Consider the following 26,402-nt stretch of genomic DNA (forward strand, 5'->3'; position numbering starts at 1 on the left):
CGTGCCGGGCCTGCGCCGGGGCTTTTGAGCCGCTGCTCCCCCTCGCCGGGACACGGGCCCCGGCCGGGCGGCCGACCGGAGGGGGCCTCGGCGCACCGGGTCAGCGGGTGAGCTCGCCCGCCTCCGCGGCGAACACGACGGTGCCGCGGCGCAGTTCGCCCGCCTCCCCGGCGAACGCGACGGTGCCGCGGCGCAGTTCGTGGACCAGCGCGGGCCGGTTCCGCAGGGCGGGCGGCAGCCGCTGCCCGGCGATCACCACACACGCCCGGAGCGCGGCCAGCAGCTCGTACGTGCGGGCCGCCAGCGCGGGCGACATGCCCTGAGCGGGCTCGTCGACCAGCACCACACGCGCGCGTGCCAGCAACGCCCGGGACAGGGCGAGCATGCGCTGCTCCCCACCGGAGAGCGTGCCGGCGCGCCGCTCCAGCAGGGGACGCAACTGGGGGTAGGCGTCCAGGGCCGTGCCGTGGTCGGGTGCGACCAGGCCGAGGTTCTCGCGGACGGTGAGCGAGCCGAACACCGCCTGCCGCTCGGGCACCAGGCACATCCCGCGCCGGGCCCGCTCGTACGGCGGTACGCGGGTCACGTCGGTGCCGTCCCACACCACCGCGCCGCCCGACAGGGGCACCGTCCCGGCCAGTGCGCGCAGGGCGGTGGTGCGGCCCGAGCCGTTTTCGGCCCAGCAGCACGGTCAGACCCGGGCCCGCGGCGGCGAGCGTGACGCCGTGCAGGGCCTCCACGGGGCCGTAGCGCACGCGCGCGTGGCACAGGGAGACGGTGGTCACCGGCCGGCCCCCGTCGCCAGGGCGTCCAGCACGCGCCCGGGCGGGCCCGAGGCGACGATCCGGCCCGCCGTCATCACGTGGACGACGTCGGCGAGACCGGCGACCAGGTCCAGGTCGTGTTCGACGACCAGGAGGGCTGTGCCGTCGGCGGCCAGCGCCCTGAGCACCCGGGCCAGGGCGGTCACCTCCGCGGTGTCCAGACCGGCGGCGGGCTCGTCGAGCAGTAGCACGCGAGGGGCGCCCGCGAGGATCCGCGAGTTCGACGCGGCGCACCGTCCCGGTGGGCAGCCCGGCGGCGGGCCGTGCCCGTACCGGCCCGTCCAGCCCGAGCAGCCTGAGGGTCCGCTCGACAGCGCCCGGATCGGCCACCCGGCCCTGCTCGGCACCCACCCGGACGTTCTCGACCGCCGTCGACGAGGGGAAGACGGCCAGTCGCTGGAAGCTCCGCGTGACACCGAGCCGGGTGCGGGCGTGGGCGGGCAGCGCGGTGATGTCCCGCCCGGCGAACAGCACCACCCCGCGCGCCGGCCGCAGCGTCCCGGCCAGACAGTGGAACAGGGTGCTTCCCGGCCCCGTTGGGCCCGACGACCGCGGTGACCCGCCCGGGGAACAGGCCCAGGTCGACTCCGTCGAGAGCGGTGAATCCGCTGTAACGGGCGTACAGGCGGCGGGCGGTGAGGACGGGGGGGGGAGGCGGGGGAGGGCGACCGTATGTCGCGCGCGGGCGGGGCCGGGCGCGGGGGTACCGGCGAGGCGGGGCCCGCCTCGGGCCTTGCCGGGGTCGGGGGAGGGGCCTTGGGGGTGCGCTGAGGGCATGCCCTCGGCCGCAACCGTGGCCTCGGCCGCTCGGCCGCTCGGCCGCTCGGGCTGCTCGGGCTGCTCGGGCCGCTCCGGCTGCTTCGTCCGTTCCGTCCGCTCTGGTCGTTCCGGTTGTGCCGTCCGTTCCGGTCCTCCCGGTCGCGCAGTCCGCTCCGTCTGCACCGTCTGGCCCGGCTGCTCCGTCCGCTCCGGCTGCCGGAGCAGCCGGGACGACCGGCATAACCGGAGCCTCCGGAGCAGCCGGGAGGACCGAAACGGCCGGCGCCTTGAGGGACAGACGCCTTGAGGACAGTGGCTGTCCGCAACGGCTGGCAGACTCGCCCCCATGTTGGAGACCTCGGCACGCCTGCTGCGTCTGCTGTCCCTGCTCCAGGCCCACCGCGAGTGGTCCGGCGCCGACCTGGCCGGCCGGCTCGGGGTCAGCGCCCGCACCCTGCGCCGGGACGTCGACCGGCTGCGCGAACTCGGCTACCCGGTCAACGCCAGCCCCGGCACCGGCGGCGGCTACCAGCTCGGCGCCGGTGCCCAGCTGCCGCCGCTGCTCCTGGACGACGACGAGGCGGTCGCCGTGGCGGTCGGGCTGCGCACCGCCGCCGGCCAGGGCATCGAGGGCATCGGCGAGACCTCCGTGCGCGCCCTGGCCAAACTGGAGCAGGTGCTGCCCAGCCGGCTGCGCCGCCGGGTGAGCGCCCTCAACGCCGTCACCGTGCCGATGCTGCGCGGCTCGCTGCCCTCCTCGGTCGACCCGGCCGTCCTCACCGAACTGGCGCACCTGTGCCGGGACGCCGAACGGCTCCGCTTCGCCTACGAGGGCCACGACGGCACCCCGTCCCGCCGCAGCGTCGAACCGCACCGGCTGGTGTGCACCGAACGCCGCTGGTACCTGGTCGCCTGGGACCTCGACCGCGAGGACTGGCGGACCTTCCGCGTCGACCGCATCACCCCCCGGCCCCCGCACGGCCCGCGCTTCGTCCCCCGCGACCCGCCCGCCGAGGACCTGGCCGCCTACGTCTCCCAGGGCGTCTCCACGCGCGCGTACGCCACCCACGGCGTCGTACGGCTGCTGGCGCCCCTTGAGGAGGCCGCCGCGCACATCTCGCCCTCCGCCGGAGTGCTGGAGGCCGAGGGTCCGGACACCTGCCTGCTGCGCTGCGGGGCCGGCAGCCTCGACGTGATGGTCATCCACGTCGTCATGCTGGGCTTCGAGTTCGAGGTGCTGGAGCCGGTCGAACTGATCGACGCGGTCAGGAGGACTCGGGACCGGCTTGATGGCGCTCTGGCTCGGGCTGCGCAGTCACCGCCGCGTACTGCGGATGGTGCAGGTCGAACGCCGGCGACTCCGACCGGATCCGGGGCAGCGTGGTGAAGTTGTGCCGCGGCGGCGGGCAGGAGGTCGCCCACTCCAGGGAACGACCGAAGCCCCAGGGGTCGTCGACCTCGACCTTCTCGCCGTACTTGGCCGTCTTCCACACGTTGTAGAGGAACGGCAGCGTCGACATGCCGAGCAGGAACGCGCCGATCGTCGACACGGTGTTGAGCGCGGTGAAGCCGTCGGCCGCGAGGTAGTCGGCGTAGCGGCGGGGCATGCCCTCGGCGCCCAGCCAGTGCTGCACCAGGAACGTGGTGTGGAAGCCCGTGAACAGCGTCCAGAAGTGGATCTTGCCGAGCCGCTCGTCGAGCATCCTCCCGGTGAACTTGGGCCACCAGAAGTAGAACCCGGCGAAGATCGCGAAGACGACCGTGCCGAAGACCACGTAGTGGAAGTGCGCGACCACGAAGTACGTGTCCGTCACATGGAAGTCCAGCGGCGGCGAGGCCAGGATCACCCCGGTCAGCCCGCCGAACAGGAACGTCACCAGAAAGCCCGTCGCCCACAGCATCGGCGTCTCGAACGACAGCGAGCCCTTCAGCATGGTGCCGGCCCAGTTGAAGATCTTCACGCCCGTCGGCACCGCGATCAGGAAGCTCATGAAGGAGAAGAACGGCAGCAGCACCGCGCCGGTGGCGAACATGTGGTGCGCCCACACGATCATCGACAGGCCGGTGATCGCCATCGTCGCCCCGACCAGTGTCAGGTAGCCGAACAGCGGCTTGCGGCTGAAGACCGGGATGATCTCCGTGATGATGCCGAAGAACGGCAGCGCGATGATGTACACCTCGGGGTGGCCGAAGAACCAGAACAGGTGCTGCCACAGGATCGCCCCGCCGTTGGCCGCGTCGAACACCTGGGAGCCGAACCGCCGGTCCGCCTCCAGCACCAGCAGCGCCGCCGCCAGCACCGGGAACGCCATCAGGATCAGGATCGACGTGAACAGCGTGTTCCAGGTGAAGATCGGCATCCGGAACATCGTCATGCCCGGGGCGCGCATCCCGATGATCGTGGTGATGAAGTTGACCGCGCCGAGGATCGTGCCGAAGCCCGACAGGGCCAGCCCCATGATCCACAGATCGGCCCCGATGCCCGGCGAGCGCTCCGCGCTGCTGAGCGGGGCGTAGGCCGTCCAGCCGAAGTCGGCCGGGCCCGAGGGCACCAGCAGCGAGCCGAGCACCATGAGCCCGCCGAACAGGAACAGCCAGTACGAGAACATGTTCAGCCGCGGGAAGGCCACGTCGGGCGCGCCGATCTGCAACGGCATCAGCTCGTTGGCGAAGCCCGCGAAGGTCGGGGTGGCGAACAGCAGCAGCATGATCGTGCCGTGCAGCGTGAACGCCTGGTTGAACTGCTCGTTGTCGATGATCTGCAGGCCGGGGCGGGCCAGTTCGGCCCGCATCAGCAGCGCCATCACCCCGGCGACCAGGAAGAACACGAACGCCGTGACCAGGTAGAGGTGGCCGATCTTCTTGTGGTCCGTCGTCGTGAGCCAGTCGACCGCCACCCGGCCGTGCCGCGTCCGCTGCTCGGGCTCCACCGTCGCCTGTACGGTCTGCGTCCCCATCGCTCGCTCGCCCCTTCGCTCCTCGCGTGCCGGGCCCGCCGCAGCCCGCGCCTGACGTACCCGCGAGCTCACGCCATGATGCTCGCGTCGCCGCGGCCCGGACAGGGGGCGTACCGGCCTCTTCCGTGCCGGAGGCCTGCATTTCCCCGCGCGGGGCCGGCTCTGCCCGGCCGGTCCGGCGCCGGAATGGAAGCAGGCGCGGGGAGCACTTCTCCCCGCCCTTTCCGCCGGTCTTTTCCAGGGGCTCACGGAACGCGCGGGAATTACGGCCGAATGCCTGCGGAAGGCCTACGGAACCGCTCGTCCGTGTGACCGGCACCGCCCGAAACGCCTGTCGTGATCTTGTGACAGAAGCGTGACCGGGAGCGGACAGTGACCGCCGGTGCGGGCCCGGACTTCCGTGCCCGACGGACAGGACATAGCGTGGCGGCATGGCACCGACACCTTCCGCGGAACCCGACGACAGTCCGGACGCCTACGTCGGCCTGGAGGCCGGCCGGGCCGAACGCCTCGCGCGCGAGCGCGGCTGGCCCACGGTGCGTTCCCTGCCGCCGGGGACGATCATCACCATGGAGTACCGGGTGGGACGGCTGAACTTCGAGGTCAAGGGCGGCCGGGTCGCCCGGGCCTGGAAGGGCTGAGACCCGGCGAAGGCCCCGGTTCCGCGCGGAACCGGGGCCTTCGCGCTGCCGGCCGGGGTGCGTACCGGGCCGTGGTCAGCCGCCCGTGAGGGGGCGGGCCGAGGAGGCGGAGCCGCGCGGGTGCCGCTCCGGGTGGGGCGGACGGCGGCTGCCGGCCGGGGTGATCGGCGTGCGCTCGGAGCGGGCCGTGTGCGGGCCCGGCGCCAGGAAGACGGGGGCCCGGGAGGAGCGGGCCGGTACGTCGTCCCGGTCGACGGGCAGCGGCGTGACCACCACGGGCGGCACGCTGACCGGGGCGGCCGCGGTGCTGCGGCGGTCCCGCCAGCGGTCGCGCAGATCGAGGATCCGGGCCTCGCTGCGGGCGATCAGCGGCTCGAACCAGGGCAGGGCCAGCAGGATCAGCAGGCCGGCGGCCCAGCCGAGCAGCACGTCGCTCAGCCAGTGCGTACCGAGGTAGACGGTGGCCATGCCGACGCCGAGCGAGGTCACGGCGGACACGGCGGACAGCCAGCGGCGCGCTCTCGGGGTGGAGGCCATGTAGGCCAGAATTCCCCAGGTCACCACGGCGTTGGCGGTGTGACCGCTCGGAAATATATCGCCGCCGCGCCACATCTCGTTCGAGCCGATCACGGTCGCGTAGTGCGGGCCCAGCCGCCCCATGCCGTACTTCGCCGCGCCGACGGTGACGTTCAGCAGCAGCAGCGAGACGCCGAGGGCGAGCAGGGGGCGCAGGGTGTGCTGCCGCCAGGAGCGCCAGCCCAGCCAGGCCGCGACCATCACGGCGGTCGGGCCGCGCTGGCCGAGCACGACGTAGTAGTCGACGAACCAGTGGATCTCCGACCACTGCTGGTACGGCCGGAAGAACATCACCTGCCAGTCGAGCCGGACCAGCCAGGACGTGATCACCACGGCCCACACGATGGCGCCGTAGAAGGCGAGCGTCGCCGCGAGGAGCACGATGCGGTGTCTGCTCATCTTCGGCACATCGATGTGGGCCGGTCGTTCCGGCTCACGGTCCAGCCGGGCGAACACCCGGTCCAGACGGGTGAGCTTCGGTTCGGTACGCACCCAATCGACGTTACAGCGAGTGAGCTCGGATCCCGGTCGAATCAACGGCTTTGTGATGACGATGTGATGTGGGATTCCTCTCAGGAGCAGGTTTATTTCCAGCGAATCCACAATCGCCGGGGGCTGCGACCTTCAATTCCTTTGATCATTCCGGAGGCGGGTTTTATTGCGCTTTTGAATTCGTTCACCGGAGGATGGGCCGGAATTCTCCCGGCGCTCACAGCCGGTCAGGGCGGACCGGAGCCGTTCAGCCAGAACGCCCCGTACCCCGCACAGACGACGGCGGCGACCCCCAGCACCCATGCTGACCTGCGCGTACGCTGCCTCGCCAGGGCCAGGGCGAGCGGCAGCAGGAGGGGGAAGGCGGGCATCAGCAGCCGCGGTTTCGAGCCGAAGTAGCTCGACGCGCACAGGGCGAGCGCGGTGACGACCCCGGTGTAGACGAGCAGCGGCAGCGGCTGGCGCTGACGAACGCCGACCGCGTACAGCCAGACGACTGACACGACCCCGAGGAGCAGCCCCGCACCGGCGAGCGCCGAGGGGAACGAGGTGAACTTCCCGGCGACGAACCGGGCGAAGGCGTAACCGCCGTCGAAGCCGTTGCGCCATCCCGCCTGCACGTAGAGATAGCCGAGCGGGCCCTCGCCGGTGCGGTGTCCGACCCAGAGCACGTAGCCGGCGGTGCCGAGGGGAGCGAGGAGCATGCCGAGGACACGACGGGCCCGGGGGGCCGCCGGGCCGGGCACACCGAGCGCCTCGGACCCGCTCCCCTCCACGACGGCGGTCGTGCGCCCGTCCTGCTCGACGGTGTTCGCGCTTCTTTCCCGCTCGACGGTGTTCGCGCGCCTTCCCCGCTCGGCGGCGGTCGCGTGCCCGTTGTGTTCCGCGCCGGCCGCGCGCCGCTGCGCGAGGAAGGAGGCGATCGCCGCCGCCCACACCGCCGCCGCCACCGCCGTCCCCACCGGCCGGGTCAGCCCGGCCGCCAGGGCCAGCGCGCCCGCCGTCACCCAGCGGCCGGTCAGCACCGCGTACAGCGACCACGCCGCGAGCGCGGTGAACAGCGACTCGCTGTACGCCATCGACTGCACGATCCCGACGGGCAGCACGGCCCACAGCAGCACCGCGCACACCCCCGCCCGGCGGCCGTACAGGTGGTCCGCCACCGCGAAGATCCCCCAGGCCGCGGCGACCGAGGCCAGCAGGGCGACGAGAAACCCGCCGTCGGCGTACGACAGCGGCGACACCGCGGCCACCAGCCGCTCCAGCCAGGGAAGCAACGGGAAGAACGCCAGGTTCGAATGCACGTCCCCGTTGGCCAGACGCACCTCGTAGCCGTATCCCAGCTCGGCGACCCGGACGTACCAGAGCGCGTCCCAGCGGGCCGTCAGCAGGGTGTACGCGCTCTTGTCCCGCGCCGCGCTCCACACGAACAGGGCGAGCAGACCCAGGGCGCGGACGGCCGCGTACCCGAGGAGCGCCGGAGCCGCCCGGCGCAGCGCCCCGGCGCGGGCCGGAACCGCGCGCGTCTCAAGATCGGTCACGGGCCCGATTATCGACCGCGGCGGGAACCGGCCGGTCGGGCGGGGGCGTGCTGGACGGAGAGGACAGTGGCGTACGCCACATCCTTCCGCGGGATGTGTGAGAGGTCCGCCACTAGGCACCGGCGCGGACTCGCGTACGCTGACGTGTCACTCGCTTTTCGTTTGCGCGGGCCGGAGACCACCGCTCCTCTCCGGCCGAGTCGCGGGGGCGTCCCCCACCCCGTGAGCCCGCCGATCGCGAGGAACATCTTGGAGGTACGTACATGTCCGGGACGACCACGGCCGCCGCTGCGCTGCGCCGTCGGGCGGCCGGGGCCGGTGCCAACCGCTGGGTGGTTCTGGTCGTCCTCTGCGTCAGCCTGCTGCTGGTCGCCGTCGACGCCACCGTGCTGCACGTGGCGGTCCCCGCCGTCACCGAGGACCTCAGGCCCGGCGGGATAGAGCTGCTCTGGATCGTCGACGTCTACCCACTGGTCTGCGCCTCGCTGCTGATCCTCTTCGGAACGCTCGGCGACCGCGTCGGCCGCAGGCGGATCCTGCTCCTCGGCTACGCGCTGTTCGGCGTCGCCTCGGGCCTCGCGGCCCTGGCCGACAACGCCCAGGTGCTGATCGTGGCGCGGGCGCTGCTCGGCGTCGGCGGCGCGATGATCATGCCCGCGACGCTGTCGATCCTGCGGCAGGTCTTCCCCGACCGGCGCGAGCGGGCGCTCGCGATCGGCGTCTGGAGTGCCGTGGCCGCGGTCGGCGCGGCGGTCGGGCCGCTGCTCGGCGGCTTCCTGCTGGAGCACTTCTGGTGGGGTTCGGTCTTCCTCGTCAACATCCCGTTGATGCTGGTCAGCCTCCCGGTGGGGCGGCTGCTGCTGCCCGAGTCGAAGGGCGAGCGCGACGGGCCCTGGGACGTGGTCGGCGCGCTGATGGCGGCGGCCGGTCTGTTCGGTGCGGTCCTGGGCGTCAAGCGGCTCGGGAGCGGGGAGCCGGTGGGGAGCCCGGCCACCGTGCTGCCGCTGGTGGTGGGCGCGGCGCTGCTGATCGCGTTCGTGCGGCGGCAGCGGCGGCGGACGCATCCGCTGGTCGACCTCACGATGTTCGCGCGGCCGGCCTTCAGCACGTCCGTCGGGTGCATCGTGCTGGCGATGCTCGCGCTGGTGGGTCTTGAGCTCATCGCGGCGCAGTACCTGCAGCTGGTGCTCGGACTGTCGCCGCTTGAGACGGGGCTGCGGCTGCTGCCGCTGACGTTCGCGGCGATGGCGGCCGGGCTGGCCGGGGCGCGGATGCTACGGCGGTTCGGGCCGCGGCGGATGGTGTGCACCGGGTTCTGCCTGACGGCGTTCGCTGTGGTGCTGCTCACGGCGCTGGGGCCGACCGACGACTGCGCGCTGATGGTGGGCGGGTTCGTGCTGCTGGGCTTCGGCCTGGAGACGACGCTGTTCGGGGCGTACGAGTCGATGCTGAGCGAGGCGCCGCCGGAGCAGGCCGGCGGGGCGGCGGCGATCGGGGAGACGTCGTACCAGCTGGGGGCGGGGATCGGGATCGCCCTGCTGGGCACGGTGATGAACGCGGCGTACGCGCCGGGGCTGTCGGGCGTGCCGGGCGTTCCGGAGCCGGCGTCGTCCGCGGCGGGGCATTCGCTGGGGGAGGCGTACGAGGTCGCCGGGCAGCTGGGCGGGGCGGCCGGGACCGCCCTGCGGCATGCCGCGCGGGACGCCTTCGTGCACGGGCTGCATGTGACCTTGCTGGTGAGTGCGGGGTTGTTGCTGCTGGGGGCGGCGATGGCGTTGCGGTTGCCGCGGGTCATGCAGTGTGAGGCGGGGCCGGTGGAGGTACCCGCGCCCAGGGAGCCGGCGGACTCACGCGTCTCGGTGTGACGCACCCCTTCGCCTCCCCCACGCGCCCCCAGTGACTGCCGGTCGAGTCGTTGAGGCCGCCCCTGGGGGTGGCGCGCCATCGGCGGCTGCCGGGCGTGGGGCTTTGCCGCTTGCGGCTTGTGGTCTCGGGGCCTTGTGGTCGTGGCTCGCCCGCGGGTCGAACCGTGGCGGTCCGCTGTGACGTTGTCCGGGGGCAGGTGCAGGTGGCCCGCGGGCGCCGATGGTGAAAGGCCCCCGAGGGCGACCTCTACCTCGCGATTGGCAGGTACGGGTGGTGCGTGGGTGGGCCGAGGCCTTAGCGTCTCGGCTAGCGGTGCTAGTTAAAGAGTCTCGGAGGGATGTCGATCATGTCCGGTTCGTCCAAGCTGCCTCCCTTCGATCCCGGCGATCCGCTCGGGCTGGACGACCTGCTGGAGCCGGAGGACCTCGGTATCAGGGACACCGTGCGGTCCTGGGCCGCGGACCGGGTGCTGCCGTACGTCGCCGAGTGGTACGAGACGGGTGAACTGCCGGGGATCAGGGAGCTGGCCAGGGAGCTCGGGAGCATCGGCGCCCTCGGCATGTCCCTGGAGGGATACGGCTGTGCCGGTGCGAGCGCCGTGCAGTACGGCCTGGCCTGCCTGGAACTGGAGGCCGCGGACTCCGGCATCCGCTCCCTCGTCTCCGTGCAGGGCTCCCTCGCCATGTACGCCATCCACCGCTTCGGCAGCGAGGAGCAGAAGCAGCAGTGGCTGCCCCGCATGGCCGCCGGCGAGGTCATCGGATGCTTCGGGCTCACCGAGCCCGGCCACGGCTCCGACCCCGCCTCCATGCGCACGTACGCCAAGCGCGACGGCACGGACTGGATCCTCAACGGCCGCAAGATGTGGATCACCAACGGCTCGGTCGCCGGGGTGGCCGTCGTGTGGGCGCAGACAGAGGACGGCATCCGCGGTTTCGCCGTGCCCACCGACAGCGACGGCTTCTCCGCGCCGGAGATCAAGCACAAGTGGTCCCTGCGCGCCTCCGTCACCAGCGAGCTGGTCATGGACGACGTACGGCTGCCCGCCGACGCCGTCCTGCCGGACGTCACCGGCCTGCGCGGACCGCTCAGCTGCCTGTCCCACGCCCGGTACGGGATCGTCTGGGGCGCCATGGGCGCGGCCCGCAGCTGTTTCGAGGCCGCGGTCGACTACGCGAAGTCACGGGAGCAGTTCGGCCGGCCGATCGGGGGCTTCCAGCTCACCCAAGCCAAACTCGCCGACATGGCGGTGGAACTGCACAAGGGGATTCTGCTCGCCCACCATCTGGGGCGGCGGATGGACGCCGGCCGCCTGCGGCCCGAGCAGGTCAGCTTCGGCAAGCTCAACAACGTGCGGGAGGCGATCGAGATCTGCCGTACGGCCCGCACGATCCTCGGGGCCAACGGGATCTCCCTGGAATATCCCGTCATGCGGCACGCCACGAATCTGGAGTCGGTGCTCACCTACGAGGGCACCGTCGAGATGCACCAGCTCGTGCTGGGCAAGGCGCTCACCGGACTCGACGCCTTCCGGTAGACCCGGTCCGGTAACCCTGCGCGGGGGCAGGGCCGGTGAGCGGCCCTGCCCTAGCTCTGGTTGAAGAAGCCGTCCGCGCGGTGCGCGGCCGGGTCGCCGTTCACGATCTCCGTGTGGGCGGGGGTCAGCAGGAACACCCGGGTCGACACTCTTTCGATCGAGCCGCGCAGGCCGAAGATGAGTCCGGCCGCGAAGTCGACCACGCGCTTGGCGTCGGCTGCCTCCATGGCCGTGAGGTTCATGATGACGGGCACGCCCTCGCGGAACAGCTCGCCGATCGCCCGGGCGTCCCGGAAGCTGTCCGGGGTCACCGTGCCGATGCGGCGGCCCTTCTCCTCGGCGACGTCCGTGGCCACCTTGACGCGCGGATCGGTGACCCAGGCATCCCCGGGCTCGGTCCCGTCGGAGTAGTCGTCGTCGTAGTAACGCTCGTCTTCGTTGTCGTCGACGAGGCCAAGCCAGGCACTTGCCTTGCGTACCGATCCCATGGACGCCTCCTCTCACAGCGGTCTTTCTGCTTTCCGCATCCCTATGGTCGTCCATGATGCGGATGGCGCGCCAAGTGGATAGACGCCGCGCGGGGGGTTTGTGACGGTACTGGTGCACAGCGAATCCGTCGAGAGTCCGTGTGTCCCAAGGGTCGTTTCTCAAACGGCTGCTGACTGTGAGTGAAATATGATTCTTCTCGGCGTCCGGGTGACGGCCGGGGCGTACGGGTGAATGCGCGGGCCGATACGATGCCGCGGCAAGGCGTCGCAATGAAGCTCGGGGGAGCGCCGTGTTCGGAATCGTCAGGCCCTGCAGACACCATCTCGGGGAGAAGCTCACCAGCCAGTGGATGGCGCATTTGTGCGGACTGTGTCTCGCGCTGCGCGGAGACCACGGACAGTTCGCTCGAATCGTGACGAACTATGACGGGCTCCTCATATCGGTTCTGACGGAGGCTCAGAGCGAGCTGCCCGGTGCCGGGCGGCGCAAGGCCGGTCCGTGCCCGCTGCGCGGAATGCGCACCGCCTCCGTCGCGCACGGCGAGGGCGCGCGGCTCGCCGCGGCCGTCTCGCTGGTGCTGGCCTCCGCCAAGGTGCGCGACCACGTCGTCGACGGCGACGGGCTGCTGGCCCGCGCGCCGGTCGCCCGCGCCGCGCGCCGGGTCGCCGCGGGCTGGGACCGGGCCGGGGCGCGCACCGGCTCCGCCGTCGGCTTCGACACGGCCGTCCTGGTCGACGCCGTGGACCGGCAGAGCGGCATCGAGGCGCTGGCCGGGCCCGGGACGCCACTGCTGACGGTCACCGAACCGACCGAGACCGCGACCGCCGCCGCCTTCGCGCACACGGCCGTCCTCGCCGGCCGGCCGCACAACGCCGGGCCGCTCGCCGAGGCCGGACGTCTCTTCGGACGCCTCGCCCATCTCCTGGACGCCGTGGAGGACCTGCACGCCGACGCCGCGTCCGGCGCCTGGAACCCGATCGCCGCGACGGGCACACCCCTGATCGAGGTCCGGCGGCTCGCCGAGGACGCGGTCCAGGGGGTGCGACTCGCGCTGCGCGACGCCGAGTTCGCCGACGCGAAGCTCGTGCACCTGCTGCTCGTGCACGAACTGCGGCGTTCGGTGGACCGGGCGTTCGGCACGGTGCCGGTGTGCGCGTCGCACCAGGGCGGCGGACCGTACGGACAGCAGCCGCCGCACGGACCGTACGGGCAGCAGGGGCCGTACGGGCAGCAGGGGGCGTACGGCTCTCCGCAGCACCCTTACGCGGGCGGGGGAGGGAACCCCTACGGCGGGGGCGGTATCGGCGGGGGCGGTTTCGGTGGGGGCGCGCCGGTGCCCCAGCCGCCGCGGCGCGGGTTCTGGGCCGGCTGCGGGATGTTCTGGCTGCTGTGCTGCACCTGCAAGCTGTGCTGCGCCAAGGAGTACGAGGGGCCTTGGTCCCGCAAGAAGCGCGAGGGCTGCTGCCGGGACTGCGACTGCGACGGCTGCGACTGCTGCTGCCCCTGCGACGGCTGACCCCTCCCCGTCCGGCAGGGGCGCCCGTATGACGACGGACGCATCCGAGGACTGGCGGCGCCGGCACGAGGGGCGCGTCGAGACGGTGTCGGCCCCCTACGGGCCGCACGCCCTCGTCGGCGCGCACGGGATCCCGGACTATCCGGATGGTCGACTTCCGGACATCCCCGGGCTCTGGCGGGCCTACGGTGACGCGGTCGTGCTGGTCGCCGCCGAAACGGACCGTCTGACGGTGGACGAACAGCCGTTCACCGGCGAGGTGCGGCTCACGGCCGACCCGGGACCGGTCGGCCGGGCGCGCGTGGCGTACGGCGAGCGGAGGCTGGTTGTGCTGGTGCGCGAGGGGTTGTGGGGCGTGCGGGACGACGACCCGGAGTCCTCCGCGCGCCGGGCGTTCCGCGGCCTGCGCGTCACGCCGTACGACCCGCCTGGGTGGTGCCCGGGCGCTTCACGCCTCACGACGCCGGCGCCCGTACCGTTCGGGTGCCGAACGCCGACGGGCGCGTGCGGGGGCTCGGGCTCGGCGGGGAGCCGGCCTTCGAGCTGGGCGGCCGGGAGCCGAGCCTTCAGGTGACGGTCGAGCAGGACGGTTCGCCGTGGGCCGTGTTCGCCGACGCCACCAGCGGGAACGGCAGTTACCGCTTCCGGTTCCCGCGGCCCGGCGCACCGGACGCCGGGGGCGCACGACGGTCGACTTCAACCGGGCGCTGCTGCCACCGTGCGCCTTCGCCGACCACTTCGTCTGCCCCTTTCCGTCGCCGGGGAACACCCTGGATGTCGTAATTGCCGCCGCAGAGCGCACACTCGGGTGACGGGGGTGTTCCGAGGGGCTGAACGCAAAGATCGTTCAAAGGTTGACGGCCGAAAGGCACCCTTGCGCCGACCGGCCGTTCGGCCGAATACTCCCCCTCAGCGCTTGTCAGGGACACGGTGTGTTCGGAATCCGGACAGCCGGTCCCGGACTGCGCCTCACGGGCCCACAACCCCACGAGGGCCCCCTACTTCCTTTGTGGAGGAACGAAAAGTGAGGATCAAGCGCACCACCCCCCGTAGCGGCATTTCGAGACGGACCCGGCTGATCGCCGTTTCCACCGGCCTCGTCGCCGCTGCAGCGATCGCGATCCCCAGCGCGAACGCGGCCGACACCCCCAGCACCTTCAGCGCTGCCGAGCTCAAGAGCGCCAGCAGCTCCATACTCAAGGCCGACATCCCGGGCACGGCCTGGGCCGTCGACAGCAAGACCAACCGCGTGCTGGTCACGGTCGACAGCACGGTCAGCCAGGCCGAGATCGCGAAGATCAAGCAGCAGGCCGGCGGCAACGCCGACGCGCTGACGATCAAGCGCACGCCCGGCAAGTTCAACAAGCTGATCCAGGGCGGCGACGCGATCTACGCGAGCAGCTGGCGCTGCTCCCTCGGCTTCAACGTCCAGAACAGCAGCGGCCAGCAGTTCTTCCTGACCGCCGGCCACTGCACGGACGGCGCGGGTACCTGGTACTCCAACTCCGGCCGCACCACGGTCATCGGCTCGACGACCGGCTCCAGCTTCCCGGGCAACGACTACGGCATCGTCCGCTACAGCGGCTCCGTCAGCCGGCCCGGCACCGCCAACGGCGTGGACATCACGCGGGCGGCCACGCCGAGTGTGGGCACCACCGTCATCCGCGACGGTTCCACGACCGGTACGCACAGCGGCCGGGTCACCGCCCTCAACGCCACGGTCAACTACGGCGGCGGCGACGTCGTCTCCGGCCTGATCCAGACCACGGTCTGCGCCGAGCCCGGCGACTCCGGCGGCCCGCTCTACGGCAGCAACGGCACCGCGTACGGTCTGACCTCCGGCGGCAGCGGCAACTGCTCCTCCGGCGGTACGACGTTCTTCCAGCCGGTCACCGAGGCCCTGAGCGCCTACGGCGTCAGCGTCTACTAGGCCGGTCCGGCCCGCAGTTCGCAGCATCCTGTGCCCCCGTGCGCTTCGGCGTGCGGGGGCTTTTTCCGCTGTGCGGCGGGGGCGAGAATCAGCCAGGTGTAGATCTCACAGAGTACGCACATATTACTCACGCGTAATGTTTGCAGTGGGAACGGGAGTTGATTGGGTCCGATTTGACCATGGACGGTCAAAGTAAGGGGGCGTGCGAAGCGCCGTCTACGCGCGTCTCGAACTCACCCTTGTGTGCTCCCCGTTGTCCTCGGAATAGTGGGCGCTCGTCAACGAAGCCTTCCGGCCCGGCCAGGTCCCCACAACCTCCCGGGCCGACCCCCCACAGGAGGACAGAAGTTGAAGCACCGACGCATACCCAGGCGGCGTGCAGCCGTGGCCGGTGCGGGCATCGCCGCACTCGTCGCCGCGGGAGTGACGTTCCAGACCGCGAACGCCAGTGAGACCCCTGAGGCGTCCGCACCCCGCACGCTGTCCGTCGCGGCGGCCGGAAAGCTCGCCTCGACGCTGGCGGCGGACCTGGGCGCCGACTCGGCCGGGACGTACTACGACACCAGGAGCCGGACGCTCGTGGTGAACGTGCTCGACGAGGCCGCCGCGCAGGCCGTCGAGAAGGCCGGCGCCAGGGCGAGAGTCGTGGCGAACTCCCTCGCCGAGCTCAAGAGCGCCCGCGGCACGCTGAAGCAGGACGCGACGATCCCCGGCACCTCCTGGGTGACGGACCCGACGACGAACAAGGTCGTGGTGACCGCCGACCGCACGGTCTCCGAGGCCGAGTGGGCGACGCTGACGAAGGTCGTGGACGGGCTCGGGGCGAAGGCCGAACTGAAGCGGACGCGGGGGGAGTACAAGCCCTTCATCGCCGGTGGCGACACGATCACCGGGGGCGGCGGCCGCTGCTCGCTGGGCTTCAACGTGGTCAAGGGCGGCGAGCCGTTCTTCCTGACCGCAGGGCACTGCACCGAGGGCATCTCCACGTGGTCCGACTCCAGCGGCAACCAGATCGGGACCAACGCGGACTCCAGCTTCCCGGACAACGACTACGGGCTGGTCAAGTACACCGCGGACGTGGCACACCCGAGTGAGGTGAACCTGTACGACGGGTCCACCCAGACGATCTCCGGTGCCGCGGAGGCGACCGTCGGCATGCAGGTCACCCGGAGCGGGTCGACCACGCAGGTGCACGACGGGAAGGTCACGGGGCTGGACGCCACCGTGAACTACGGCAACGGCGACATCGTGAACGGGCTGATCCAGACCGACGTGTGCGCGGAGCCGGGGGACAGCGGAGGGGCGCTGTTCTCGGGTGACAAGGCGATCGGGCTCACGTCCGGTGGCAGTGGTGACTGCACCTCGGGCGGGGAGACGTTCTTCCAGCCGGTGACCGAGGCGCTGTCCGCCACGGGGACGCAGATCGGCTGATCATCGCCCGGTGAGCCCCGCCCCCCTGTTTCCGGGGGGCGGGGCTTTCGTGCGTGGGTGCGACTGTTCGGTGCGCGGCCCACGCCGGGTGCTGGTCGGGGCCGCGCCGGGGGATGTCCGTCCTCGGAACGGCGCGATGGACCCACTTACCGACTCGCTCGCGTTGACGCGCCAACCGCTGCGGGCGGACACCCCCCGACACGGCCCCTTGCGTACGACGGCGAGTGCGGGAGCGTCGTGGCTCACGTCCTGCGACGCGTCGCCGCTGCCATCGTGATGGCCGTGCCGACGGCTGCCCAGGCCGCCAGTATGAGGAGGGGGCCGGTCATCGCGTTGTTGTCGAAGTAGGCGATCGAGCGGGTCGACCAGGTGCCGGCGCCCGGGGGCAGGGCCGGGCCGATCGCCTGCCAGAAGGGCGGGAGCAGGGGTGGGGGCAGGGCGCCGCCCGCGCTCGGGTTGCCGAGGACGACCACCAGCAGGATGACCAGGCCGATGCCGATCGTGCCGAAGAGGCCTTGCAGGGCCAGGGTGGCCGCTCCCACGGCGAAGACGATCAGGGCGCCCAGGCCCCAGAGGGCAGCGCCCCCACGTACGAGGCGATGAAGAGCAGCTGGAGTGCGACCACACCGAGGATGAGCAGGGTGGCACGGGGGGTGACGGCGTCGGTCACCTCGGCGCGGAACGAGCGGTGCGGCATGCCCCCACGGTCGGGGGCCGCCGGGTGTTTCCGCAGGTGGGGCGGGGCCGAACGGATGTCGCACATACATTCGAGGATGGGGGTATGGTGGGGGTGAGGTAGCTGGGAACAGATGTTCGAGAGCGGGTTGCTCACGAGTGCGGGAGGTGCGTGTGCCGGGGTTCACGCATCTGCACACCGTCTCCGGATTCTCCTTGCGCCATGGCGCCTCGCACCCGGAGCGGCTGGCCGAACGTGCCTCCGAGCGGGGCATGGAAGCCCTGGCCCTCACCGATCGCGACACGGTCGCCGGTGCGGTCCGGTTCGCCAAGGCCTGCGCCAAGCACGGGGTCCGTCCGCTGTTCGGGGCGGATCTCGCGGTCGGGCTGGGCGCCGGGAAGCAGGAGCGGCGCCGGACGCCGGTGCGCGGAGGTGCCTTCGTCGACGAGTCGGCCCCCCGTGCGGTCTTCCTCGCCCGGGACGGTGCCAGGGGATGGGCCGCGCTGTGCCGGCTCGTCTCGGCGGCGCACGAGGGGGAGGGGACGACGCCCCTGCTGCCCTGGGAGCACAACCGTGGCGAGGGACTGACCGTGCTGCTCGGGCCTGACTCCGACGTCGGGCGCGCCCTGGCCGCGGGACGCCCCGACCGGGCGGCCCGGCTGCTGGCGCCCTGGCGGGAGGTCTACGGCGACGACCTGCGGCTGGAGGCCGTCTGGCACGGCCGGAACGGGACCGGGCCCGGATCGCTGCGGCTGGCCGCCCGTACCGTCGGGTTCGCCGCCGAGCAGGGCGTCCGGCCCGTGCTCAGCAACGCCGTACGGTACGCCGACCCGGGTCTGGGGCCGGTCGCCGACGTCCTGGACGCGGCCCGGCGCCTGGTGCCCATCGACCCCACCAAGGAGCTGGACTCCGGTGAGGCCTGGCTCAAGGACCCGGGGGCCATGGCGCACGCGGCCGAGCGGATCGTGGAGGCCGCCGGGTTCCGGCGGGAGCTCGCGCACCGGCTGCTGGAGCAGACCGCGGCCACCGCCGCCGCGTGCCTGGTCGACCCCGAGGACGATCTCGGGATCGGCACCGTCCGCTTCCCCGAGCCGCATCTGGTCGGTGCCGGGCGCCGCACCGCCCAGCGGGCACTGGCCTCACGGGCGGCGGCGGGGATGGTGCTGCGCGGATACGACCGGCGGCGGGAGTACTGGGAGCGGATGCACCACGAGCTGGACATCATCGCCCACCACGGGTTCGCCTCCTACTTCCTCACCGTCGCCCAAGTGGTCGACGACGTCCGGGAGATGGGCATCCGGGTGGCCGCCCGGGGGTCCGGGGCCGGGTCGCTCGTCAACCATCTGCTCGGCATCGCGCACGCCGACCCGATCGAGCACCGGCTGCTGATGGAGCGGTTCCTGTCCAAGGAGCGGGTCGTGCTGCCCGACATCGACATCGACGTGGAGTCCGCGCGCCGGCTGGAGGTGTACCGCAAGATCATCGACCGGTTCGGCGCCGAGCGGGTCGCCACGGTCGCGATGCCGGAGACGTACCGCGTACGGCACGCGATCCGGGACGTGGGGGCCGCCCTGTCCATGGACCCGGCCGAGATCGACCGGGTCGCCAAGTCCTTTCCGCACATCCGGGCGCGGGACGCCCGGGCCGCGCTGGAGGAACTGCCCGAGCTGCGCGCGCTGGCGGGGGAGAAGGAGAAGTACGGCAGGCTGTGGGAGCTGGTCGAGGCGCTGGACGCCCTGCCGCGCGGGGTCGCCATGCACCCGTGCGGGGTGCTGCTGTCCGACGCCTCCCTGCTGGCGCGCACGCCGGTCATGCCGACCAGCGGCGAGGGCTTCCCGATGTCGCAGTTCGACAAGGACGACGTCGAGGACCTCGGGCTGCTGAAGCTGGACGTGCTTGGTGTGCGGATGCAGTCGGCCATGGCGCACGCGGTGCGGGAGGTGGAGCGGGTCTCGGGGGAGAAGGTCGACCTGGACGCCCTGCCCGAGGGGGATCCGGAGGCCTACCGGCTGATCCGGTCCACCGAGACGCTCGGCTGCTTCCAGATCGAGTCGCCCGGGCAGCGGGACCTGGTCGGGCGGCTGCAGCCGGCCACCTTCCACGACCTCGTGGTCGACATCTCGCTGTTCCGGCCCGGGCCGGTCGCCGCCGACATGGTGCGGCCGTTCATCGAGGCGCGGCACGGGCGGGCGCCCATCCGGTATCCGCACCCGGATCTGGAAGGGCCGCTGGAGGAGACGTACGGGGTCGTCGTCTTCCACGAGCAGATCATCGACATCGTCGACATCATGACCGGCTGCGGGCGCGGTGAGGCCGACCGGGTGCGGCGCGGGCTGTCCGACGCCGAGTCGCAGGGGCGGATCAAGGTGTGGTTCGCCCAGCACGCGGCGGCGAACGGCTATGACGCAGAAACGATTCAGCGCACCTGGGAGATCGTCGAGGCCTTCGGGTCCTACGGCTTCTGCAAGGCGCACGCGGTCGCCTTCGCCGTGCCGACCTACCAGTCGGCGTGGCTGAAGGCGCATCACCCGGCCGCCTTCTACGCGGGGCTGCTCACGCACGACCCCGGGATGTATCCGAAGCGGCTGCTGCTGGCGGACGCGCGGCGGCGCGGGGTGCCCGTGCTGCCGCTGGACGTGAACAAGTCGGGCGTCGCCCACCGTATCGAACTGGTGTCCGGTAAATGGGGCCTGCGGCTGGCGCTCTCCGATGTGCACGGCATCAGCGAGGCCGAGGCGGCGCGGATCGCCGAAGGGCAGCCGTACGCCTCGCTGGTCGACTTCTGGGAGCGGGGCCGCCCCAGCCGTCCGCTGGCCCAGCGGCTGGCGCAGGTGGGCGCGCTGGACGCGTTCGGCGCCAACCGCCGCGACCTGCAACTGCATCTGACCGAGCTGCACCGGGGCGCGCGGGGCGCGGGCGGTGGACAGCTGCCGTTGGCCGACGGGCGGCGGACGGCACCGGCCGGACTGCCCGACCTCACCTCCGCGGAGCGGCTCAGCGCCGAGCTGGGCGTGCTCTCCATGGACGCCTCGCGCCATCTGATGGACGACCACCGGCAGTTCCTCGACGAGCTGGGCGTGGTGTCGGCGCGCCGGCTGCGCGAGGCGCGGCACGGGGAGACGGTGCTGGTCGCAGGAGCCAAGGCGGCCACCCAGACGCCGCCGATCCGGTCCGGCAGGCGGGTCATCTTCTCCACCCTGGACGACGGCACGGGCCTGGTCGACCTCGCCTTCTTCGACGACTCCCACGACGCCTGCGCCCACACCGTCTTCCACTCCTGGCTGCTGCTGGTGCGCGGGGTGGTGCAGCGGCGCGGGCCGCGCAGTCTCAGCGTGGTGGGCAGCGCCGTCTGGAACCTCGCGGACCTGCTCGACGTGCGCCGGGAGGAAGGTCTTGAGGGGGTCGCGGCCCGGCTGGCCGGGGGCGGAGAGGCCGGCGGTGGCGACGGTTCCGGTGAGGACGGCGAGGGAGCCGCGCGCCGGCGGCTCGCCGGGTCGGAGGGCGCGCCGGCGCCGACGGGTTCCGCCGCCCAGGACCCGATGGAACGGCGGAGGATCCGCATGGCCACGGGGTACGAGATGCACCCCTGGGCCGATCTGCGTCCCGCGGGTGAAGGGCCCGCGGTGGGAAGGAAGTTGTGGCACCAGAGTCCGGGGAGTGCGGGATGACCATCCTCTGCGTACGTTTCCAGCTGCCTCCGACGAGCGAGGGCGGGCTGCCGCGGCTGCTCGGGATGCTGGAGGAGTTCACACCCGTCGTCCAGGCCCTGCCGCCGGACGGGGCGCTGGCCGACCTGCGGGGTGCCGAGCGGTACTTCGGGCGGGACGCCGTCGAACTGGCCTCGGTGATCCGGGTGCGCGCCCTCGCCCTGTACGGCGTGGACTGCGTGATCGGCGCGGGGCCCGGGCCGATGCTGGCCCGGGTGGCGCTGCGCCACGCCGTGCCCGGGGTGACGTGCGCGGTGCCCGAGGAGCCGGACGCCATCGCGGAGTTCCTCGCGGACAAGCCCGTCTCGGCGCTGCCCGGCGTGGGCGCCGCGACCTCGCGCACCCTGACCGACTACGGCCTCGACACCCTCGGCCGGGTCGCCACCGCGCCGCTGTCCACACTCCAGCGGCTGGTCGGCGCGAAGGCGGGCCGCGAGCTGCGCGAGAAGGCGAACGGTGTCGACCGCGGCCGGGTCGTGCCGAACGCCGTCTCCCGCTCCCTCGCCGCGGAACGCCCCTTCGGACGCGACGAGCTGGACCCGGACCGGCACCGCCGGGCGCTGCTCTCGGCCGCCGAGGAGATCGGCGCCCGGCTGCGCGCCCTGGAGAAGGTCTGCCGTTCGCTCACCCTGACCGTGCGCTACGCCGACCGCTCGGCCACCACCCGCAGCCGCACCCTGACCGAACCGACCGCGCACTCGCCGGCGCTGACCAGGGCCGCGTACGGCATGTACGAGGCGCTCGGGCTGCAGCGCGCCCGGGTGCGGGCGATCGCCCTGCGCGCCGAGGGGCTCGACCCCGCCGAGCAGGCCGCCCACCAGCTGACCTTCGACCCGGTGGACGAGAAGGTCCGGCGCATCGAGGAGGTCGCGGACCGCGCGCGGGCGAAGTTCGGGCCGCGGGCGGTGATGCCCGGGGGGTTGGGCGGGGTGGCGGCGTAGAGCCGTCCCCCTGACGTCAGTTGGCCCACGGCGGCGTGATGCGGGTGCCGTCGGCCAGTCGTGCCTCCAGGCCGATCGAGGTGGTGACCCAGGAGTGCGCGGTCCGGTCGGTGGGGTTCTCGACGGTCAGGGTGGCACCGGGGTTGACGATCACGGTGTCACCCGCCGCGATCCGCTCGGTGCGGCCGTCGAGGGTGATCAGCAGTTCGCCGTCGAGCAGGTGGAAGATCTCCTCCCGGTTGACGGTGTGCGCCGGTGCCCTGAGGCCGGCGGGAATCTCACCGCGCCAGGCGCACAGCTCCGTGCTGCCGCTGCGGGGCGTGGCGTGGGAGACGAAGCGGGCGCCGTGGATCTCGTGGGTGACGGCCTCGGACGAGCGGACGACGGGCATGACGGCCTCCGGAGTAATGGTCAAGTTGCTTGACTATATGGTCAAGGAGCTTGACCATCGCGTCAAGGGTGTTTCAATGCAGGCGTGCAGAACTCCGAGGCCATGGCCCTGTCCGCCACCCTGCTCGCCGTCGCCGGCGGGCTCACGCACCGCATCCACGAGGGTGTCCTCGCCCGCGGGTTCGAGGGGCTGCGGCCCGCGCACGGATTCGCCTTCGCCCGGCTCGCCCCCGACGGCGCGACGGTCACCGACCTGGCCGTCCACCTCGGGGTGACCAAGCAGGCGGCCAGCCAGCTGGTCGACGAGCTGGTCCGCAAGGGGTATGCCGAGCGGCGGCCGCACCCCGGGGACGCCCGGGCGCGGCTGGTCGTGCTGACCGGACGCGGACGGGAGTGCACCCGGGCCGCGGAGGAGGCGGCCGCCGAGGCCGTGGGGGAGTGGCAGGGTCTGCTGGGGGAGCCCGGACTGCGGGTGCTGCGCGAGCAGTTGCTGCGGATCGCGCCCCACGGGCCCGTGCGGCCCGCCTGGTGAGAGAGCGTCAGGCGGCGTCGGTTACCACCGCAAGTTTTTACTGACGCGTAACTTCCCACTTTGACTACTCACCCGTAACTTGACGAGTGAACAGCATCCCGTGATCCGGATCACAGGGCGTCGTGCCGTCGCACCTCCCTTGAGCCGCAAGGAGATCACCCGATGCTGCCCTGGAAACGAGTGCTCAGACCCCTGGCCGCGCTGCTGCTGACCGCCGCGGCCGTCACCGTCCCCGCCACCACCGCCCAGGCCGCCGGTGCCCCGGGCTCCGGCTGGAACGACTACTCCTGCAAGCCCTCCGCCGCCCACCCCCGCCCCGTCGTCCTGGTCCACGGCACCCTCGGGAACTCCGTCGACAACTGGCTGGGCCTCGCCCCGTACCTCAAGGTCCGCGGCTACTGCGTCTTCTCCCTCGACTACGGCCAACTGGAAGGCGTCCCCTTCTTCCACGGCCTCGGACCCGTCGAGAAGTCCGCCGCACAACTGAGGGACTACGTCGACCGGGTGCTCGCCGTGACCGGCGCCGCCGAGGCCGACCTCGTCGGGCACTCGCAGGGCGGCATGATGCCCCGCTGGTACCTGCGCTTCCTCGGCGGGGCCGCCAAGGTGAACGCCCTCGTGGGCATCGCGCCCAGCAACCACGGCACCGACCTGGGCGGCTTGACCCGCCTGCTGCCCTACTTCCCGGGCGCCGCCGACCTGCTCTCGGAGAACACGCCCGCCCTCGCCGACCAGGTCGCCGGCTCCGGCTTCCTGACGAAGCTCAACGCCGGCGGCGACACCGTCCCCGGCGTGCGCTACACCGTCATCGCCACCAAGTACGACGAGGTCGTCACACCGTGGCGCACCCAGTACCTGAGCGGGCCGGACGTGCGCAACGTCCTGCTGCAGGACCTGTGCCCGCTGGACCTGTCCGAGCACGTGGCCGTCGGGCTGTTCGACCGGATCGCCTTCCACGAGGTGGCCAACGCCCTCGACCCGGGCCGCGCCACGCCCACCACCTGTGCTTCGGCGTTCGAATGACACGTGTCAGGGAAACGTTTCGGGGCCTGTCCGGCCTGAGCCGCCGGACAGGCCCCGAGCCCTGGGTCAGCGGCCGTGCCGCCCGCCGCTCACGGCCCGGCGCCGGGCCGACAGGAACAGGGCCGACGCACCCAGCGCCAGTGCCGCCGCGCCGCCGATCGCGACGTACGGGGTGCTGCCGTCACCGCCGGTCTCGGCGAGGTTCGCCGGGGCACCGGCGGCCTTCGGCGCGTTGGGAGCGGGGACGGCCGCTTCCGTCTCGTCCCGGGTGGTGTCCCGCGGGGCCGACGCGGGCTCCGCCGAGGTGCTGGGGTCGTCGTCGCCGTGCCCGCCGTGCTCGATCGTCGACTTGTCGTTGCCCTGCTCGATCTGCTCCTCGGTGGGGGCGGAGGCGGACGGGGCCGGTGCGGTACCCCCGCCCGCGGACTCGCCGCCCTCAGCCGCGTCGCCGCCCCCGGCCGCCGTACCACCGCCGAAGCTGACGTCCGAGCAGGAGTAGAACGCCTCCGGGCTGTCCGAGCGCTGCCAGACCGCGTACAGCACGTGCCGGCCGGAGCGCTCGGGCAGGCTGCCGGAGAAGGTGTAGAAACCGCCCGTGGCCGCCGGGTCGGTGGACGTCGCCACCGGGTTCTGCAGGTCCAGGTCGCTCCAGGCGAGCGGCTTGGCCGGATCGTAGCCGGGCTTGGTGACGTACACCTTGAAGGTGCCCTTGTGCGGGGCCGTCACGCGGTACTTGAAGGTGTGCGCGCCGCTCTTCACGGTGGTCGCCGGCCAGTCGGCGCGGGCCAGGTCGAGCCCCTTGAACTGCTCGTTGTTCGCGCTGCACAGCTTGCCGTCGGGTATGAGCTGCTGGTGGCGTCCGCCCGCGTCACCGATGCGGATGCCGTTCCAGTCGTAGAGGGCCTGGGTGCCGCCCGCCGCCACCGCCGCCTTGCAGGCGGCCGACTTCGGGCTCTCCGGACCCTCGCCGAAGCACTGCGCGACCCGGCTGACCGGGTCGCCCATCGAACCGTGCGCGGCCGCCGGCGTGGCAGTCAGCGCGGTGAGGGCGAGCGGGAGGGCGCCGAGGGCGGCGACGCTGGCTACCGAGCGGCGTGCGGGCATGCGGGAACTCCTCGAAACGGTGCGTGGATCAGGGCCGGGCCCGAACGGGCCGAATCCCGTGGGGTGATCCGAAGCTAGCCCCCGGCGAGCGGGAAATCGCCTGCTGAGGACGGACGGAGGAAATCCTTATGGTCGCGTTAAGGGAGTGCTCAGACTGGCATCAGGTAGGTACCGTCACGGCATGGCGGACGAGGAGATGTGCCGCAGCCCATGGAGGAGGACCACGCGGCGAACGTGGCCGCCGGGAAGGTGTTCGTGACGGGGGATCCGGTGGCGGCGGCTGCTGCGTTTCGTGGACGCACACGCGCGTGCGCTGGGGCTGCCCGAGGTCAGGCTCTGCACGAACGCGCTGATGTGGGAGAACCGGAAGATCTGTCCGAGGTACGGCTACGAGTTGGTGGAGCGCCGCGCCGACGGTCCCTACGACCGTGTCCACTACCGCAAGCGGCTGCTGCTCCGACACGTCTCATGAGGGCGCCGGCCGGTCAGCCTTCCGGCCACCAGGTGCGTGCGATGTCCTTGCGGACCTCCGGGCGCCCGGCCGGGCGCGCGTCGGCGTCCTCGCGGATCCGGCGGAGGTCCGTCTTCTTCAGGGGCTTGTGCACGGTCACACGGCGCATGGCTGCCTCCTTCAGGGTCTACCGGGTTCCGCGTTCTCACGGAGGTAGACCTTTCGGGGGAGAGTTCCTCATCACTCCTGGTCTGTCTGTGGCCGCAGTCACGAATGGACTGTCAGTGGTGGGTGTAATTCTTGGGCCCATGACGAACGACCGTGACGGGATGACCTGGGCGGACACCGGCGGAGCCGTGGACTGGGACGCGCGGGCCGCGCTCTTCGACGAGCAGCCCGACCACGGGCTGCGCGACCCCGAGGTGCGTCGCGCCTGGGCGGAGCGGCTGCGCGGCTGGCTGCCCGGGCGCGCGGGCGACGTCCTCGATCTCGGCTGCGGCACGGGCAGTCTGTCACTCCTCGCCGCCGAGCAGGGACACCGGGTGACGGGCGTGGACCTCTCCGCGGCCATGGTGCGGCTCGCCCGGGAGAAACTGGCCGGCCGTGACGCCGTGTTCGTCGTCGGTGACGCGGCGGCACCGCCGGTCGGAGGGCAGCGCTTCGACGCCGTGCTGGTACGGCACGTCCTGTGGGCCCTGCCCGACCCGGCCCGTGCCCTGCGGCACTGGTACGGGCTGCTGCGGCCGGGCGGACGGCTCGTGCTGGTCGAGGGCGTGTGGGGGAGCACCGACCCGGTGGGCATACCGGCGGAGCGGCTCACCGGCCTCCTCGCCCCGATCGCCGGGCGGGTGCGCGTGGAGCGGCTGTCGGGCGACGCGCTGCTGTGGGGCGGGGAGGTCACGGACGAGCGGTACGCGGTGGTCGCGCCGGTGCCCTGACCGGACGGACGCGGGGACTCGTCGCGCCGGTGCCCTGACGGACGCTAGGCGGCCGACGCGCCGGTGCCCTGACGGACGCGC

General features: G+C 72.4%; 19 protein-coding genes and 6 pseudogenes. 14 read left to right on the forward strand and 11 right to left on the reverse strand.

Annotated features, from left to right (window positions below; genetic code table 11):
* Nucleotides 1–100 precede the first annotated feature (100 nt).
* Nucleotides 101–785 (reverse strand): annotated as a pseudogene (locus ABTZ58_RS30660) (ATP-binding cassette domain-containing protein).
* A pseudogene (locus ABTZ58_RS30665) lies at nucleotides 782–1,470 on the reverse strand (ATP-binding cassette domain-containing protein); the annotation flags it as partial. The pseudogenes ABTZ58_RS30660 and ABTZ58_RS30665, both read right to left, overlap by 4 nt.
* Before the next feature lie 459 nt (nucleotides 1,471–1,929).
* On the opposite strand from ABTZ58_RS30665, the gene ABTZ58_RS30670 reads away from it, so the two are divergent.
* Nucleotides 1,930–2,970 (forward strand): helix-turn-helix transcriptional regulator, encoded by a 1,041-nt coding sequence (locus ABTZ58_RS30670; protein WP_351363630.1) that lies wholly within the window; start codon nucleotides 1,930–1,932, stop codon nucleotides 2,968–2,970.
* Here ABTZ58_RS30670 and ctaD read toward each other — a convergent pair.
* A pseudogene (gene ctaD / locus ABTZ58_RS30675) lies at nucleotides 2,855–4,540 on the reverse strand (aa3-type cytochrome oxidase subunit I); the annotation flags it as partial. The gene ABTZ58_RS30670 and the pseudogene ctaD sit on opposite strands and share 116 nt — an antisense overlap.
* A gap of 431 nt (nucleotides 4,541–4,971) precedes the next feature.
* On the opposite strand from ctaD, the gene ABTZ58_RS30680 reads away from it, so the two are divergent.
* Nucleotides 4,972–5,181: an I78 family peptidase inhibitor gene (locus ABTZ58_RS30680; protein ID WP_309097207.1), complete on the forward strand. Its 210-nt coding sequence runs from the start codon at nucleotides 4,972–4,974 to the stop codon at nucleotides 5,179–5,181.
* A gap of 75 nt (nucleotides 5,182–5,256) precedes the next feature.
* On the opposite strand, the gene ABTZ58_RS30685 is transcribed toward ABTZ58_RS30680, so the two are convergent.
* Together ABTZ58_RS30685 and ABTZ58_RS30690 are read right to left on the reverse strand one after the other, a co-directional pair.
* Nucleotides 5,257–6,249 (reverse strand): phosphatase PAP2 family protein, encoded by a 993-nt coding sequence (locus ABTZ58_RS30685; RefSeq protein WP_351363634.1) that lies wholly within the window; start codon nucleotides 6,247–6,249, stop codon nucleotides 5,257–5,259.
* A gap of 227 nt (nucleotides 6,250–6,476) precedes the next feature.
* On the reverse strand, nucleotides 6,477–7,790 hold the full coding sequence (locus tag ABTZ58_RS30690; protein ID WP_351363637.1) for a putative hexosyltransferase: 1,314 nt from the start codon (nucleotides 7,788–7,790) through the stop codon (nucleotides 6,477–6,479).
* Between the two features lie 263 nt (nucleotides 7,791–8,053).
* On the opposite strand from ABTZ58_RS30690, the gene ABTZ58_RS30695 reads away from it, so the two are divergent.
* Together ABTZ58_RS30695 and ABTZ58_RS30700 are read left to right on the forward strand one after the other, a co-directional pair.
* A complete protein-coding gene (locus ABTZ58_RS30695; protein ID WP_351363640.1) occupies nucleotides 8,054–9,655 on the forward strand; it encodes an MFS transporter in 1,602 nt (533 codons plus the stop codon).
* Nucleotides 9,656–10,002: 347 nt separating this feature from the next.
* Nucleotides 10,003–11,193 carry an acyl-CoA dehydrogenase family protein gene (locus ABTZ58_RS30700; protein WP_351363643.1) on the forward strand — a complete coding sequence of 397 codons (1,191 nt, stop codon included), beginning with the start codon at nucleotides 10,003–10,005 and terminating at the stop codon, nucleotides 11,191–11,193.
* Nucleotides 11,194–11,243: 50 nt separating this feature from the next.
* Here ABTZ58_RS30700 and ABTZ58_RS30705 read toward each other — a convergent pair whose 3' ends face one another.
* Entirely contained in the window at nucleotides 11,244–11,681 is a 438-nt protein-coding gene (locus ABTZ58_RS30705) for a cell division protein SepF (protein ID WP_351363646.1), read from the reverse strand.
* A gap of 290 nt (nucleotides 11,682–11,971) precedes the next feature.
* Between ABTZ58_RS30705 and ABTZ58_RS30710 the strand changes: the two genes are divergently transcribed.
* The 4 genes and pseudogenes from ABTZ58_RS30710 to ABTZ58_RS30725 all read left to right on the forward strand — a co-directional run bounded on the left by ABTZ58_RS30710 (nucleotide 11,972) and on the right by ABTZ58_RS30725 (nucleotide 16,559).
* Nucleotides 11,972–13,198: a DUF5685 family protein gene (locus tag ABTZ58_RS30710; protein ID WP_351363649.1), complete on the forward strand. Its 1,227-nt coding sequence runs from the start codon at nucleotides 11,972–11,974 to the stop codon at nucleotides 13,196–13,198.
* Between the two features lie 435 nt (nucleotides 13,199–13,633).
* A pseudogene (locus ABTZ58_RS30715) lies at nucleotides 13,634–14,010 on the forward strand (DUF1684 domain-containing protein).
* Between the two features lie 212 nt (nucleotides 14,011–14,222).
* Complete coding sequence (locus tag ABTZ58_RS30720; protein ID WP_309097213.1) at nucleotides 14,223–15,128, forward strand: S1 family peptidase; 906 nt, start codon at nucleotides 14,223–14,225, stop codon at nucleotides 15,126–15,128.
* A 348-nt stretch (nucleotides 15,129–15,476) separates the two neighbouring features.
* Nucleotides 15,477–16,559: a S1 family peptidase gene (locus ABTZ58_RS30725; RefSeq protein WP_351363653.1), complete on the forward strand. Its 1,083-nt coding sequence runs from the start codon at nucleotides 15,477–15,479 to the stop codon at nucleotides 16,557–16,559.
* Between the two features lie 242 nt (nucleotides 16,560–16,801).
* Here the strand turns inward: ABTZ58_RS30725 and ABTZ58_RS30730 are convergent.
* Both ABTZ58_RS30730 and ABTZ58_RS30735 read right to left on the reverse strand, forming a co-directional pair.
* Nucleotides 16,802–17,140: pseudogene (locus ABTZ58_RS30730) on the reverse strand (DUF3533 domain-containing protein); the annotation flags it as partial.
* A complete protein-coding gene (locus ABTZ58_RS30735; protein WP_351363866.1) occupies nucleotides 17,113–17,256 on the reverse strand; it encodes a hypothetical protein in 144 nt (47 codons plus the stop codon). The gene ABTZ58_RS30735 and the pseudogene ABTZ58_RS30730, both read right to left, overlap by 28 nt.
* A 152-nt stretch (nucleotides 17,257–17,408) precedes the next feature.
* On the opposite strand from ABTZ58_RS30735, the gene ABTZ58_RS30740 reads away from it, so the two are divergent.
* Entirely contained in the window at nucleotides 17,409–20,903 is a 3,495-nt protein-coding gene (locus tag ABTZ58_RS30740; RefSeq protein ID WP_351363656.1) for a DNA polymerase III subunit alpha, read from the forward strand.
* Nucleotides 20,900–21,883 carry a DNA polymerase Y family protein gene (locus ABTZ58_RS30745; RefSeq protein ID WP_351363659.1) on the forward strand — a complete coding sequence of 328 codons (984 nt, stop codon included), beginning with the start codon at nucleotides 20,900–20,902 and terminating at the stop codon, nucleotides 21,881–21,883. The genes ABTZ58_RS30740 and ABTZ58_RS30745 overlap by 4 nt, the downstream gene beginning before the upstream one ends.
* A 16-nt stretch (nucleotides 21,884–21,899) precedes the next feature.
* Here ABTZ58_RS30745 and ABTZ58_RS30750 read toward each other — a convergent pair whose 3' ends face one another.
* Nucleotides 21,900–22,274: a cupin domain-containing protein gene (locus ABTZ58_RS30750; protein ID WP_351363854.1), complete on the reverse strand. Its 375-nt coding sequence runs from the start codon at nucleotides 22,272–22,274 to the stop codon at nucleotides 21,900–21,902.
* 84 nt (nucleotides 22,275–22,358) lie between these two features.
* On the opposite strand from ABTZ58_RS30750, the gene ABTZ58_RS30755 reads away from it, so the two are divergent.
* Nucleotides 22,359–22,805 (forward strand): MarR family winged helix-turn-helix transcriptional regulator, encoded by a 447-nt coding sequence (locus ABTZ58_RS30755; RefSeq protein WP_351363662.1) that lies wholly within the window; start codon nucleotides 22,359–22,361, stop codon nucleotides 22,803–22,805.
* A gap of 162 nt (nucleotides 22,806–22,967) precedes the next feature.
* Nucleotides 22,968–23,828, forward strand: coding sequence for an esterase/lipase family protein (locus ABTZ58_RS30760; protein WP_351363665.1), 861 nt, complete (start codon nucleotides 22,968–22,970; stop codon nucleotides 23,826–23,828).
* Between the two features lie 66 nt (nucleotides 23,829–23,894).
* On the opposite strand, the gene ABTZ58_RS30765 is transcribed toward ABTZ58_RS30760, so the two are convergent.
* On the reverse strand, nucleotides 23,895–24,932 hold the full coding sequence (locus tag ABTZ58_RS30765) for a lytic polysaccharide monooxygenase auxiliary activity family 9 protein (RefSeq protein WP_351363668.1): 1,038 nt from the start codon (nucleotides 24,930–24,932) through the stop codon (nucleotides 23,895–23,897).
* Nucleotides 24,933–25,124: 192 nt separating this feature from the next.
* Here ABTZ58_RS30765 and ABTZ58_RS30770 point away from each other — a divergent pair.
* Nucleotides 25,125–25,404, forward strand: a pseudogene (locus ABTZ58_RS30770) (GNAT family N-acetyltransferase); the annotation flags it as partial.
* Between the two features lie 13 nt (nucleotides 25,405–25,417).
* Here ABTZ58_RS30770 and ABTZ58_RS30775 read toward each other — a convergent pair.
* On the reverse strand, nucleotides 25,418–25,552 hold the full coding sequence (locus tag ABTZ58_RS30775) for a hypothetical protein (protein ID WP_351363671.1): 135 nt from the start codon (nucleotides 25,550–25,552) through the stop codon (nucleotides 25,418–25,420).
* Nucleotides 25,553–25,691: 139 nt separating this feature from the next.
* Here ABTZ58_RS30775 and ABTZ58_RS30780 point away from each other — a divergent pair, with 139 nt between their 5' ends.
* Complete coding sequence (locus ABTZ58_RS30780; RefSeq protein ID WP_351363674.1) at nucleotides 25,692–26,321, forward strand: class I SAM-dependent methyltransferase; 630 nt, start codon at nucleotides 25,692–25,694, stop codon at nucleotides 26,319–26,321.
* Nucleotides 26,322–26,402: the final 81 nt, after the last annotated feature.

Source organism: Streptomyces sp. NPDC094143 (assembly GCF_040303825.1).
Taxonomy (GTDB): domain Bacteria; phylum Actinomycetota; class Actinomycetes; order Streptomycetales; family Streptomycetaceae; genus Streptomyces.